Here is a 13,576-nt window from a genome sequence, read left to right as displayed (position 1 = left end):
CCGACACCTGCTCGGTGACGTTCGCCGATCTCCTGTCTAGCCTGCGCACACAGCACTTTCCGCGCTCGGATCGGGAGAGACCACATGAGGGCCACCTTCGTCCGGCGACATCGCGGGCTGACGGCGACGGCGCTGGTCGCGCTGCTCGCCACGGTCGCGTTGACGGCGTCGTCCGCCACCGTCCCACCGGCCGCCCCGTCGCTGGCCACCAGCTATCCCACCGGACCGATGGAGGTCCCCGACGAGTGGATGACCGCCCAGCGGATGAGCGACGGCAGCCGGGACCTGTCGGTCGTCAAGTACACCCGGGCCCGCGGCGAGGCCGACCGGCTCGCCACCCGGACCCGCAGCGCCTACCGCCCGCTGGCCGAACGTCCCTGGTCCTTCTTCGGCCCGGCCAACATCGGTGGCCGGGTGGTCGACATCGCGGTGGATCCGCAGGTCCCGGACCAGATCTTCGTCGCCGCCGCCTCGGGTGGGGTGTGGCGCTCCGCCGACGCCGGGGCCACCTTCACCCCGGCCTGGCCGGACGGCTGGGCGCAGGCCATCGGCGCGATCGCGATGACCAGCGACGGGGTGCTGTTCGCCGGCACCGGTGAGGCGCAGCCGGGCGGCGGGTCGATCACCTTCGGCGGTGACGGCGTCTACCGCTCCTCCGACCGGGGCGCGACCTGGCAACGCGTCGGCCTGGCCGACAGCCACGCCATCGGGCGCTTCGCCGTCGACCCGAGCGACGAGGACCGCGTCTTCGCGGCGGCCAGCGGCAACCTGTTCGTGCCCGGCGGCGAGCGCGGGGTCTACCTGACCGACGACGGCGGGGACACCTGGCGGCAGGTGCTCGCCCCGCCGAACGACACCACCGGCGCCACCGAGGTCGTGATCGACCCGACCGATCCCGACCGGGTGTACGCCGCGATGTGGGACCACCTGCGCGAGCCGCACCAGCGCACGTACGGGGGTCCGGGCTCCAGCCTGTGGCGCTCCGACGACGGCGGCGAGACCTGGGCGCGGATGACCACCGGCCTGCCCACCGACGCCGACCAGGGCCGCTGGGGACTCACCCTGGCACCGAGCGACCCGCAGCGCCTGTACGCGTACGTGGGCACCGCACTCGGCCCGTTCCGGGCGTTCTACCGCTCCGACGACGGCGGCGACACCTGGACGCAGACGCCGGTCAGCACCAGCCAGGCGTCGCAGTCGACGTTCAGCTGGTGGTTCGGCAAGATCTTCGTCGACCCGGGCGACGCGGACCACGTGTTCCTGATGGGCGTCAACCTGATGCGCTCCACCAACGGCGCACGGAGCTTCTCCTCCGTCGGCGGTGTGCACGCCGACCAGCACGTGATGCGCTGGGACCCGAAGGTGCCGAACCGGGTCTATCTGGGCAACGACGGTGGCGTCTACCGCTCCCAGACCAACGGCGCCGGCGGGTGGGTGAAGGCCGTCGACGAGCGGTACACCCAGTTCTACACCGTCGACGTGGCGCAGACCGATCCGAGCCTGAAGGTCGGCGGCACCCAGGACAACGGCTGCAACCGGGGCTACAACGGCGTCGGCGGCCCGTGGAACGCGATCGGCTGCGGTGACGGGTTGCAGACCCTGATCCACCCGGAGAACCCGAACATCGTCTTCGGGTGCAGCCAGTACGGCGCCTGCTACCGGTCGGAGAACGCGGGCGGCACCCCGCGCCAGTCGATCGGAACGGGCCAGACCACCTCGCAGCGGCGCAACTGGCTGACCCCGCTCCAGTTCGACCCGAACGATCCGAACGTCATGTACTACGCCGGCAACATCGTGAACCGGTCGACGGACAACGGCCGGACCTGGACGGCGATCAGCCCGGACCTGACCGGCGGCGGCCCCAACGACCCGTCCGGCTACCCGTGGGGCACGATCACCACCGTCGCCGCCGCACCGAGCGACAGCGCCACGCTCTATGTGGGCACCGACGACGGCCGGCTCTGGTGGACCCGTGACCTCGGTGCGACCTGGCAGCAGGTCGACCCGGCCCAGTTGCCCGGCACCTGGGTCACCCGGGTGGCGGTCAACCCCCGGGACGCGAACGTCGCGTACGCCACCTTCTCCGCCTTCCGGTCCGGCAGCGACCGGGCGCACGTGATGATGACCCGCGACGGCGGCCGGACCTGGACCGACATCGGACGGGGCCTGCCCGACGCGCCGGTCAACTCGGTGATCCCGACGGCCGACGGTCTGCTGCTGGTCGGCACCGACGTGGGCGTGTTCGTGTCGGCGTGGAACGGCGGCGAGTGGGCCGCGCTCGGCACCGCCCTGCCGAAGGCGGCGGTGATGTACCTGCGGTACCACGAGCCGTCGCGGCAGCTCACGGCGGCGACGTTCGGTCGGGGCATCTACGACCTCACGGTCCCCCGCTGCCCGGCCGCGTCCACCCGACTGCCGGTGCGTGACCCGGGGGTCGGCGTGGTGGGCGTCCTGGCGTCCTGCCGCGCCGGTTAGGCGGACCGGGGGCCGTCCTCCCCCGGCCCCGGTCCCGCCGGAGGCCACCTCCCCACGAGCCAGGGGAGGTGGCCTCCGGTGCTGGGGTCACCACAACCGGCGCGCTGCGGTCACCGGCAGTGGTGCGCTGGGGTCACCGCAACCGGCGGGCGGGGAACCGGGCCGGTGGGTCGGCGATCGCCTCCTGGGCGGCGACCAGTTGCAGTTCGCGGGTGCCGGCCGCCAGGGTCGCCTCCAGCACCGCGAAGATCGAGGCGGTGGTGCGTTCCAGCGCCGTCGCGGGCGATCCGGTGCTGCGCAGGTGCGCCAGATAGAGCGCGGCGGTGACGTCGCCACCGCCGTTCGGGCTGATCGGGAGCAGTGGCGTGGTCACCGCCCAGGCGCCCTCGTCGGAGACGGCCACCACCTCCAGCGAGTCGGGCGGTGCGTCGCCGTGCAGCACGCTGGTGACCAGGACGTGGCGGGGTCCGGTGGCGCGTACCACGTCGACCGCCGCCAGCACGTCGTCGAGCGAGTGCGTCGACCGGCCGGCGAGGAACTCCAGCTCGAACTGGTTCGGGGTGACGATGTCGGCTCGGGGCACCACCACGTCGCGCAGGTACTCGGGGATGCCGGGCCGGACGAACATGCCTCGGCCGACGTCGCCCATCACCGGGTCGCAGCAGTAGACGGCGTCCGGGTTGGCGGTCTTGACCAGGGTCACGGCGTCGAGGATCACCGCGCCCATCGCCGGGTCGCCCTGGTAGCCGGAGAGGATCGCGTCGGCGTCGCCGAGCACCCCACGGTCGGCGATGCCGGCGATCACCTCGGCGACGTCGGCGGGCGCGAGCAGCGGTCCGCGCCAGGCGCCGTACCCGGTGTGGTTGGAGAAGTGCACGGTCAGCACCGGCCAGACCTCGTGCCCGAGCCGTTGCAGCGGGAACACGGCGGCCGAGTTGCCGACGTGGCCGTAGGCGACCGAGGACTGGATCGACAGGATCTTCACCCGTCCATCATCGCGCCTACCGCTCCCCCGTCGCCGCAGGGGTCGCCCTTCGGCCAGGTCACGGCCGCAGTGGTGAGGGCGGGGTCGCCACGGCTCGGCGGCCCCGCCCTCAGCGGATCACTCGAACAGGGACAGGGTCAACGTCGAGGTGTACTCACCCGCGGCCACGTCGGCCGGGGTCCGCAGGAACAGGTCCGCGTCGACCGAGTACGCCCCACCCGCGACCGCACCGGAGTCGAACGTCGAGACCAGCAACTCCTGGTCGACCAGACCCACGTTGTTACCCGGCTGCGTCGGCTCGTCCAACACCGTCACGACCTCTTCACCCTCACTGACCAGACCGGTGTCACCACCGTCGACCAGACGCGGCTTCCACCCCAGGTGACCGGCACCGATCGGCTCCTGACCCGCACCACCGGTGAAGTCCGTCGCACTACCCAGCACCGCCCACGCCGCACCCTCCGGCACCTCGTCAGCAGTCCGCGTGTCGGTCACCGTCACCGTCGGCAACCCGCCGACGAACTGACGCACCAACAACGTCGACCCGTCCTCGGTCAACGCCACCGCATCACCCGCGATCGACATCGCCAACACACCCGGCTCCACCAACTCCTCGATCTCCACCGTGACCGTCACGTCACCGCTGTCACCCGGGTCAGCCGACACCGGCGCGGCCATCGCCACCGACCCCACCAGCAAGGCCCCAGCGGCACCCGCCGCCAGCAACCGCTTCCGATTGTCTGTTCTCATCTGCATCTCCGTGTCGTTCGCGGTCACTGGGCTTGGCGGGGGTCGGCGGCACAGTTGACCGCGGCGTGGTCGGCGGTGACGACGGTGGTGACGCTCTCACCGTCGACCGTGCCGGTGGCCCGGACCGTCGCGGTGCCGGACGGGACCGACGCGGCACGGGTCGTGAACTGCTGGAACGCGCTCGCACCCGACGCCACGGCCGACACCGACCGCTGCCCGTACGCACTCTCCAACACCACGTCCACCGGACCGTCGTGATCGTTACGCGCCTGCACCGCCACGTACGCCTTCCCGGCCACACACCGCGCCTGCACGGTGACCGTCACCGGCACCTCGGGCTCGGCGTTCGGGTCGGTCAGCCGCTTGCGGTTGTAGTTGTCGTCCTGGCCGTCGGGCTGGTAGCCGCGTTCCACGTTGCCCGCCGCGTCTACCGAGAACCAGTGCACGGTCGTGCCGACCGGGACGGTCAGCGTCTCGCCGCCCTCCCGGATGCCTCCCGAGCCGTAGAGGGTGGACTCGAACGTCGGCCGGCTGCCGTCGAGGGTGTAGAACACCGCCGCCGGTTCGCTGGTGGAGAACGTCACGTCGACCGAGCCCTCGGTGGCGCTGGTGGCCACCTCGACGGAGCTGGTGGGCGCCGACTCGTCGGTGTCGAAGTCGCGGGCCACCCGCAGCATCTCGACCAGGCCGTTGGAGAACTCCATCGTCTCCTCGCGGGCCGAGGTCCAGGTCGGCTGGAAGGAGGTGCCGACCTCGAAGTTCCAGGCGTAGATGCCGTACTTGTACCAGAGCATGTCACCGGAGTTGCCGGCCGCCGAGTAGAGCACGTCGGCGATCGGGCCGGTGCGCGCCGGGGTGACCGCGAGGTTACGGTGCCGCTTGATGGAGGTCAGGATCCGCGACGACGCACCCCAGAACAGCGACTCCTCGGCCAGCGTCGGACGCGGGGCGGAGACCCGGCCCGGAGTGGCGTACGAGCCCGGCGACCACATGAAGTAGTTGCCCGAGGAGTGCAGGTTCATCGAGAACTTGACGTTCGGCCGGGAGGCCAGCCAGTCGACGTTGCGGCTCTCCGGCTCGGACAGCTCGTCCGGCCCGGCGTACGTGCCGCTGGTGCAGCTCGTCGACGCGCCCGAGTACCCGTCGAAGAGGCTGTACTCGGTGTAGTTGCGGTTGTTGTCCACACCCCAGGACGTCCGGCCGAGGAAGTCCCCGGAGGTCTCCGGCGTGCAGTGGTTGGTCATGTTCTTGCGCTGCGAGTTGAAGTCGTAGAACGAGTAGTGCCCGCCGTCCGGGTTGATCGACGGCGCGATCCAGATGTCGAGGTTGTCCACCAGCTCGCGGGTGTTCGCGTCGTGCGCGTAGTTGCGCAGCAACCGCTCGGCGGTCTCGATGGTCACCAGCGGAGGCACCCACTCCCGCGCGTGTTCCTGCGCGTAGGCCAGGACGCCCATCTTGGAGCCGTCGCGGTGCTTGCCGATCCGGATGGCGTACACCGCGTGCGGGTCACGGGAGACCGTCGTCGGCGCGGACAGGCCGTCGGAGAGCGCGGTCGGCGCGGCCGGCGCCACCACACCGGTGCCCGCGTTGCCGCGGTACGTGTACGCGGTGAGCAGCGTGCCCGCCTGGGCGTTGAGCGCGGCGGCCACCTCGGCGGCGGTGCTGGTGACGGTGCCGGCGGCGTCGGTGGCGAGGCCGACGCGGACCTGGTTGCCGGTGACGGTCACCGTCAGGGACGCGCTCGCGGTGCCGGGGTTCGCCAGTTCGACGGTGATGTCGTTACCGCCCTGGTGCCCCCAGGCCAGCGAGTCGACGCCGACGCGGCTGGCGTTGGCGGTGCCGAGTACGGCCTGCGCCTTGCGGCGGTAGCCGTTGGTCTTGTGCGGCAGCTCGACGATCTCGGAGATCTCCGGGTACTGCGCGGACATCGCCTTGATCCGGTCGTAGAGCTCGGTGGGGGTCAGGTAGCTGGTGACGAAGTCCTTCTGGTAGCCGGGCCCCTCCGGGTCGGTGTCCGGGATGGGCAGCCACTCGTGCACCTTGGCGACCGCCACGTCACCGGTCGGACTGGTGATCCGTACGTAGTCCGGGCGGCTGGTCACCTGCGCCGCACCTCGGTGGTAGAGGTACACCCCGGCGTCGACGAACCGGGTGATGTTCTGCGTACCGCCGGAGCCGAACTCGGTGCCCGGCCCGCTGTCCCGCTCGACGGTCAGCGCGGTGGCGGCGGTCTGTCCCTGCGCCCACTTCGCCTCCACCGACAGCACCGCAGTGGTGCCCGAGGTGTAGTAGTCGGCACGGATGATCTTGACGTCCGAGGCGGCGGACCGGGCGGCGACGGCGGCTCCGGAGAACTCCCGGTTGTCGGCCAGGTGGGCGGCGATGGTCGCCTCCCGCTCGGCGATCCGGTCCTGCGCGTCCTCCTCGGTGTGCAGCACCTTGCCGAAGGTGAAGCCGGCCCGGGTCAGCGTGGCGACCTCGTTGCCGGTCACCACGGCGTGCACCACGATGCCGTCGTCGGTGTGGTGGACGTGGTGGTCGAGGTCGACGCCGGTAGCCACCAGGGCGTCCAGCTCGGTGGTGTCGGCTACCACCACCTCGATCACGCTGGTCTGCTCGTCTGCCAGCCGGCCGAGGTCGGCGGGGGTCTCGGCGCCCGGCGCGGCGGTCTGCGGCACCACGGCAGAGGCCGGACTGACCAGCAGCAGCACGGCCGTGCCGGCGGCCAGCGCGGCGGAGAAGGGTACCCGGCGTCGCCACCGGGAACGGGTACTGAACTCCGACATGAGGCTCGTGGCCCCTTCTCGGCGTGCGGTGGGGGTGTGGGGGTTCGCACCTGTCCTGGGCTGTCTCAGCTCCGGTGACAACCACGGCCAGGTGCGTCCGACATGGACACCGCCCGCATCGCCGATTACGCAGCGTCACACATCGAGAGGTAGGAGTGATCAGGTTGCGGACCACTCTCACCTGGCGAAGGTCATCTGTCAATCGTCCCGGAGTATGGACGATCGCCACCGCGTACCCCCGCTGAGCACGGACGCCGCGTCCGACCCACCGTCGCGGAAGGGCCGAACGCGGCGCCGGGCGCGGCTTCCGGGTTACGGAAGGCTGTAACCGAGGCTGTACGAGACCATGGTCTCGCACGTCTCCGGGGTATCCCTCGGTCCGCAGTGGTCGCGGGTCGCCACCACCGTGAAGCTTCCGTTCACCCCGGCGAGCTTGCCGTAACCGGTACCCGGCGTGATGACGAAGTTCATCGTGAAGGTGCCGTCGGCGAGTTGCTTGCCCTCGGACTCGAAGACGAACCCGCCCTCCAGCCCGTCCAGCGTGCCCGCGAAGACTCCGGCACTGTCGATGGTGCCGTTGCCCTCGCGATCCAGGATCTGGAACTCGACGTCCTCGGTCTCACCGACGAGTCCGCCCACATACTTCATGCCGTACAGGACACGCCACACCGAATGGCCGGCCGGCGTGCCCTTGACCTGCTCGAAGGCGACGTGGCGCGGATACAGCTCGCCGGTCACCACCTTGTACGCACCGGGCGATCCCGGTGAGACGGTGGGCAGCGGCCGGACGATGCGGTCGCGCGCCGCAGCACGGTCCGATGTCGACCGCACCGCCTCCGAGCCGTCGGACGACGATGTGGTGCCGGCTCCGGCAAAGCGCGACTGCAGAACAGGCGGCAGAGACGACGCGCCCGAGTCGATCGTGGTGGCGGTCCTGGCGGTCGGGGCGGTGGCCTGCGGGACGATGGCGGCGGCGGGGCTGACCAGCAGCACCGCGGCGCCAGCCGCCAACACGGAGGAGACGGCGATCCGGCGTCGCCACGGGGAACGGGTACGGAACTCAGACATGAGGCTTGTGGCCCCTTCTCGGCGCGCGGAAGGTGATGGGGTGGGCTTCGCCCCGAGCTTCGGCTCGCTGGCGGCGGCCAGCACGGAGCGTCCGGAGTGGACGCCGCCCGCGTCACCGACTGCGCAGCGTCACACCTCGAATGTGGAGAGTGATCGATTGCGCACAACTTTCACGCAACAAGCGACGCGTGTCAATCGTTCCGAGAGCCGGACTTGGTCACATGCTTCTCGCCCGGTGGGCGTTTGACCTGCGCGCAGAGTGGAGACCAGGAACGGGAAGCTCGACAACGAGGGGGGACCACGCATGTCCGAATACACCACTGGCCGACCGAACGCCACCGACGAGCGTCCCGACCACGTCACAGATCCGCTGCTGTGGCGGCTCGCCCTACACGTCGCCGACGCGCACGCACCGGCCGAGGACGGCGACTGCGCCCACCTGCTCTGCGCCGGCCGGGAGTGGCCGTGCGAGCCGTGGCAGCAGGCCCAGCGTGCCCTCAGCCTGGCCCAGGGCGGCGCGGCGGACGCGCCACAGGCACCCACGCAGCAGGTCGGGTGGTCGACGTCGCCGGCACTGCCGAGTCGGGCCGCGGAGCGCGCGCGCCGCGATTCCGCCGCCGCCTGAGCGCGGGGGTCGCCCCGGCACCGCTCGCCGGGCGACCCGCCGCACCGGCCTGTCAAGGTAACGTTGACACGTGCAGGATCCGCTCGGCGACCTGGCCGGCGTCCCGGCCGCCCGTGACCGACTGGACGAGGCAGAGCTGGATCTCATCGACCGCGCCCGGCAGTCCGGCGCGGCCTGGCAGCAGATCGCCGAGGCGCTCGGACTGGGTAGCCGGCAGGCCGCCGAGCAACGTCGCCAGCGGTTGGCTGCCCGCCGTCGGGCGCGGCGGGTCGAGTCCGACCGGCGCTGGCCGAGTGAGGTCGCCGCGCTTCGCGCCCTGCTCACCGGGTTGCAGCGCTGGATCGACGCCGATCGCCGCTGGGACGGCCGATTTCCCGGAGCCACGCTGACCCGACACACCACGACGCTGGCCCTGGAGGCCGCACCCGGCGCCCTGTACGACCTGGCCGGACACGTCGCCGCCGACCTCCGCCGGGCCGGGCGTCGACTGCCGAACCCGGTACGCACCATCGCGCGACACCTGGACACCGCGCTGTCAACGACCCGTTGACGACCCGCGACGCTATTGCCCCTGGCCGACTCAAGGGTTGAGGCTATGAGTCACCTCGACTCAATCCGGGAGCGGCATGTGCGGCGCAACGCGATCCTGTTCGTGACGATCTCCGTGATCTCCGGCTGCGGTGGCAGCGCCATGGCCCTGGTCTCCGGAATCTGGATCCTCGACCTGACCCGGTCCAGCAGCCTCGCCGCGCTCGCCGGGCTCTGCGTCTACGCACCCACCCTCGCCGGACCCTGGTGCGGTGCCCTGGTCGACCGGCTCCCCCGACGACCGCTCGTCATCGTGGTCAACCTGACCCTGGCCGCCGTCCTGCCGACCCTGCTGGCCGTACGCGGACCCGGGCAGGTGTGGCTCCTGTTCTGCGTCTCCACGGTGTACGGCGTCGCGTACGTGCTCGTCGACGCGGGCGAGAGTGCGCTGCTGCCCGCCGCGCTGTCACCGGACGAACTCGGTCACGTCAACGGGTGGCGGTCCAGCGCCCAGGAGGGCGTCAAACTCGTCGCCCCGCTGGCCGGCGCCGGTCTGTACGCCTGGCAGGGCGGACACCTCGTCGCGCTGCTCGCCGCACTCCTGCCCGCCCTGGTCGCCGCCCTGTACGCCCTGCTCCGGCTACGGCGTCCCGCACCGGCAACCGCGTCCCGCCGCCCGGGTGTCCGGGCCGGCCTCGCGGTCCTGTGGGCGTCGCCGTCGACGCGACTGCCGGTCATCCTCGCGGGCGTGGCGATCGCCGCGTCCGGCTTCACCACCGCCGCCGGGTACGCCGTCGTCACCGACGATCTCGGCCTGCCGGCGACCTTCCTCGGCGTCCTGCTCAGCACGCAGGGCTTCGGCTCGATCGTCGGAGGGCTGATCGCCGGTCGGCTGATCGCCAAGTTCGGCCCGACCACGGTCGCCGTCGGCGGCGTGGCGCTCTTCGCCGCGAGCTGTCTGGGCCGTTGTCTGCCCTGGTGGCCGGCGGTGGTCGTCGCCTCGGTGGTGGCCGGGGTCGGCCTGCCGTGGGCGCTCGTCGCGGCCGTCACCGCCGTGCAGACGCACAGCCCCGACGAGTTGCTGGGCCGGGCCGCCGCGACCGCCAACACGATCATGTTCGGACCGATCGCGGCGGCGATCCCGCTCGGGTCCGCCGCCGTCCTGCTGGGCGGCCGGCCACCGCTCGTCCTCGCCGCCACCGTCTGCCTCGTCGCCGCCGCCGTCGTGTGGTGCAAGGAACGCCGCCTCACTGTGGCGTGGTCACCGCCTCCTCGTCGGGGCAGCAGACGGTCAGTGCGGCGGGTACGGCCCTGACCTTGAGACGCTTCGTCCGCGACCGGGCGCCACCGTCCATCTCGTACGTCTTCGGCTCGGCGAAGCGGACCCTGACCTTGCGACCCCGGGTGATCCGGACGAACTTCGAGTCCTCGGACCGGCCGGTGGCCATCTTGCCGAGCGTGCGCGCCCAGTCGACGGCACCGCCGGCGGTGGAGACACCGATCTCCAGCGAGCCGCTGTCGGGGCGCGCGTCGTCGAAGGCGGGTATGCCACCGGTGATGGTGCCGACGTTGCCGAAGAGCACACAGCTCGCGTCCCCCTCGAACCACAGGTCCCCGTCGACGGTGATTCGGGTCCGGGTCAGTTCCCCACGGACGTGACGCAGGCCGGTCCAGACGTACGCGAGCCGGCCGAGCCGACCCTTCATGTCCCGGTCCGCCTCCCGGATCAGGTCACCGTCGAACCCTGCCCCGGCCATCACCGCGAAGTGCTCCCCGTTGAGCCGTCCCAGGTCGAGGCGGCAGCGTCGACCGTGCAGGCCGATGCGTACCGCCTCCGGCAGGTCCTCCGGGATGCCGAGGTTGCCGGCGAAGAGGTTGGCGGTGCCGGCCGGCAGGATGGCCATCGGGGTCTGCGTGCCGGCAAGGGTGTCGGCGCAGCGCTGCACCATCCCGTCGCCGCCCCAGACGAAGATCAGCTCGGCACCCTGGTCGAGGGCCTTGCGCACCTTCTTCGGCGCCTTGCGGCTCTTGGGCACCTCGTACCAGAGCAGGTCCCGCACTCCCGCGCCGACCAGCGCGGCGCGCAGTTCGTCGAGGCCGCCGCCCAGCGTCTTCTTCCGATGGGCCACCACCGCCACCGTGCCGACCGCCAGGTCGGGGGCCGGCGGACGGTCCGGGTCCACCACCACACTCGCGCTCATGGCCGCCGCAATACCCCGCCGCCCGAGAGTCCACGCCTGGCCCCAACTGTCCGCCGACGCCGACATGCGGGAACACGGGTGCCGCCTCGCACGGGCGGGAGACCTGACGTACCGGAACGCGGGCACACGCCCGGTGCCCGCGTTCCGGTGACCGACTACAGCGTGCGGGCGAGGCGGTCGGCGAGGATCCGGGCGAAGCGGGACGGGTCCGCCAGGTCGCCGCCCTCGGCGAGCAGGGCGGTGCCGTACAACAGTTCGGCGGTCTCGGCCAGGGACGTCTCGCTGTCGCCCTGCTCGTGGGCCTTGCGCAGGCCGGAGACGAGCGGGTGTCCAGGGTTCAGCTCCAGGGTGCGCTTGACCTTCGGCACCTCGTGGCCCATCGCCCGGTACATCTTCTCCAGCGTCGGGGTGAGGTCTTGGGCGTCGCCGACCACGCAGGCCGGTGACGTGGTCAGCCGCGAGGAGAGACGGACCTCCTTCACCGACTCGGTCAGCACCCCGCCCATCCAGTCGAGCAGGGCGGCGTACTCGGTGCGCTGTCGCTCCCGCTCGGCCTCGGCCTCGGTGCGCTCCTCCTCGGTGTCCAGGTCGACCTGGCCCTTGGCGACCGAGCGCAGCTCCCTGCCGTCGTAGCTGCCGACCCGCTCCACCCAGACCTCGTCGACCGGGTCGGTGAGCAGCAGCACCTCGTAGCCCTTGGCCCGGAACGCCTCCATGTGCGGAGAGTTCTCGATGGTGGCCCGGTGCTCGCCGGTGGCGTAGTAGATGTCGGTCTGGCCGTCCTTCATCCGGCTCACGTAGCCGGCCAGGTCGGTCTGCTCCTCCGGGTCGTTGGTGGACGCGACCGAGAGGATCTCCAGCAGGGTGTCCCGGTTGTCGGTGTCGTCGACCAGCCCCTCCTTGACCGCCGCGCCGAACTCGGTCCAGAAGGTGCGGTAGCGCTCGGGCTGCCCGGCCTTGAGGTCCTTGACGGTGGCCAGCACCTTCTTGACCAGGCGGCGACGCACCGCGCGGATCTGGCGGTCCTGCTGGAGGATCTCCCGGGAGATGTTCAGGCTCAGGTCGTGCGCGTCCACCACGCCCTTGACGAAGCGCAGGTAGTTGGGCATGAGCGCGTCGCAGTCGTCCATGATGAAGACGCGCTTGACATAGAGCTGCACGCCCCGACGGCCCTGCGCGGCGAAGAGGTCCAACGGCGCGTGCGACGGGATGAACAGCAGCGCGTCGTACTCAAAGGTGCCCTCGCCCCGCATGTGGATGGTCTCGAGAGGATCCGCCCAGTCGTGGCCGACGTGCTTGTAGAACTCGTGGTACTCGGCCGGCTCGACCTCGCTGCGCGGGCGGGCCCACAGCGCCTTCATCGAGTTCAGCGTGACCGTCTCGGTGGTGGCCGGGGCGTCGTCCGTGCCGGGCCGCTCGACGGTCGTGCGGATCGGGTGGGCGATGAAGTCGGAGTACCGCTTGACGATCTCGCGGACGGTCCACTCGGCGGTGTAGTCGTGCAGGTTGTCCTCGGTGTCGACGGGCTTAAGGTGCAGCGTCACCGCGGTGCCCTGGGGCGCGTCGTCGAGCGCCTCGACCGTGTACGTGCCGCCGCCGTCGGACTCCCAGCGGGTGCCGCCGCTCTCGCCGGCCCGCCGGGTGACCAGCTCGACCTTCTCGGCCACCATGAAGGCGGCGTAGAAGCCGACGCCGAACTGGCCGATCAGGTCCTGCGACGCCCCGGCGTCCTTGCTCTCGCGCAACTGGCGCAGCAGCTCGGCGGTGCCGGACTTGGCGATCGTCCCGATGACGGAGACGACCTCGTCGCGGGTCATACCGATGCCGTTGTCCCGGACGGTCAGGGTGCGGGCGTCCCGGTCGACGTCGAGGGCGATGTGCAGGTCGCCGGTGTCGACGTCGAGATCCTTGTCGACCATCGACGCCAGGCGCAGCTTGTCCAGCGCGTCCGAGGCGTTGGAGATCAACTCGCGGAGGAACACGTCCTTGTTCGAGTAGATCGAGTGGACCATCAACTGGAGCAGTTGACGCGCCTCGGCCTGGAACTCCAAGGTCTCGGTCCGGTCGTTCACGCCGTGTCCTCTCTCGGTCGTACGCATGACGGGTCGCACAAAGGATACGAGCCGTCATGACGTACGTGCGTCCGGTGGTCACCCGA

10 protein-coding genes are annotated in these 13,576 nt (G+C 71.2%); 4 read left to right on the top strand and 6 right to left on the bottom strand.

From position 1 onward, the window contains the following. Positions 1 to 84 precede the first annotated feature (84 nt). Positions 85 to 2,475, top strand: a complete 2,391-nt coding sequence (locus ACZ31C_RS12770) for a WD40/YVTN/BNR-like repeat-containing protein (protein ID WP_465795384.1) — start codon at positions 85 to 87, stop codon at positions 2,473 to 2,475. A 133-nt stretch (positions 2,476 to 2,608) separates the two neighbouring features. On the opposite strand, the gene pdxY is transcribed toward ACZ31C_RS12770, so the two are convergent. The 4 genes from pdxY to ACZ31C_RS12750 form a co-directional block, all read right to left on the bottom strand. Further along, complete coding sequence (pdxY, locus tag ACZ31C_RS12765) at positions 2,609 to 3,460, bottom strand: pyridoxal kinase PdxY (protein WP_350694592.1); 852 nt, start codon at positions 3,458 to 3,460, stop codon at positions 2,609 to 2,611. Between the two features lie 117 nt (positions 3,461 to 3,577). Continuing rightward, a complete protein-coding gene (locus tag ACZ31C_RS12760) occupies positions 3,578 to 4,210 on the bottom strand; it encodes a hypothetical protein (protein WP_465795383.1) in 633 nt (210 codons plus the stop codon). Between the two features lie 23 nt (positions 4,211 to 4,233). Further along, entirely contained in the window at positions 4,234 to 6,996 is a 2,763-nt protein-coding gene (locus ACZ31C_RS12755; RefSeq protein WP_465795382.1) for a M14 family metallopeptidase, read from the bottom strand. Positions 6,997 to 7,308: 312 nt separating this feature from the next. Then, the gene (locus ACZ31C_RS12750; protein ID WP_465795381.1) at positions 7,309 to 8,064 is read right to left on the bottom strand and encodes a DUF3224 domain-containing protein; all 756 of its coding nucleotides are present in this window, start codon (positions 8,062 to 8,064) and stop codon (positions 7,309 to 7,311) included. 304 nt (positions 8,065 to 8,368) lie between these two features. Between ACZ31C_RS12750 and ACZ31C_RS12745 the strand changes: the two genes are divergently transcribed. The 3 genes from ACZ31C_RS12745 (at position 8,369) to ACZ31C_RS12735 (ending at position 10,532) form a co-directional block, all read left to right on the top strand. Next, positions 8,369 to 8,689, top strand: coding sequence for a hypothetical protein (locus tag ACZ31C_RS12745; protein WP_465795380.1), 321 nt, complete (start codon positions 8,369 to 8,371; stop codon positions 8,687 to 8,689). Between the two features lie 70 nt (positions 8,690 to 8,759). After that, complete coding sequence (locus ACZ31C_RS12740; protein WP_465795379.1) at positions 8,760 to 9,239, top strand: hypothetical protein; 480 nt, start codon at positions 8,760 to 8,762, stop codon at positions 9,237 to 9,239. 78 nt (positions 9,240 to 9,317) lie between these two features. Continuing rightward, the gene (locus ACZ31C_RS12735) at positions 9,318 to 10,532 is read left to right on the top strand and encodes an MFS transporter (RefSeq protein ID WP_465795492.1); all 1,215 of its coding nucleotides are present in this window, start codon (positions 9,318 to 9,320) and stop codon (positions 10,530 to 10,532) included. On the opposite strand, the gene ACZ31C_RS12730 is transcribed toward ACZ31C_RS12735, so the two are convergent. Both ACZ31C_RS12730 and htpG read right to left on the bottom strand, forming a co-directional pair. Next, the gene (locus tag ACZ31C_RS12730; RefSeq protein WP_465795378.1) at positions 10,465 to 11,418 is read right to left on the bottom strand and encodes a diacylglycerol/lipid kinase family protein; all 954 of its coding nucleotides are present in this window, start codon (positions 11,416 to 11,418) and stop codon (positions 10,465 to 10,467) included. The genes ACZ31C_RS12735 and ACZ31C_RS12730 overlap by 68 nt on opposite strands. A gap of 155 nt (positions 11,419 to 11,573) precedes the next feature. Further along, the gene (gene htpG, locus ACZ31C_RS12725) at positions 11,574 to 13,517 is read right to left on the bottom strand and encodes a molecular chaperone HtpG (protein ID WP_465795377.1); all 1,944 of its coding nucleotides are present in this window, start codon (positions 13,515 to 13,517) and stop codon (positions 11,574 to 11,576) included. Positions 13,518 to 13,576 lie beyond the last annotated feature (59 nt).

Source organism: Micromonospora sp. NPDC023869, assembly GCF_055559695.1.
The sequence above is the reverse complement of the archived record's forward strand: the minus strand, read 5'-3'. Positions and strand labels throughout refer to the sequence as shown.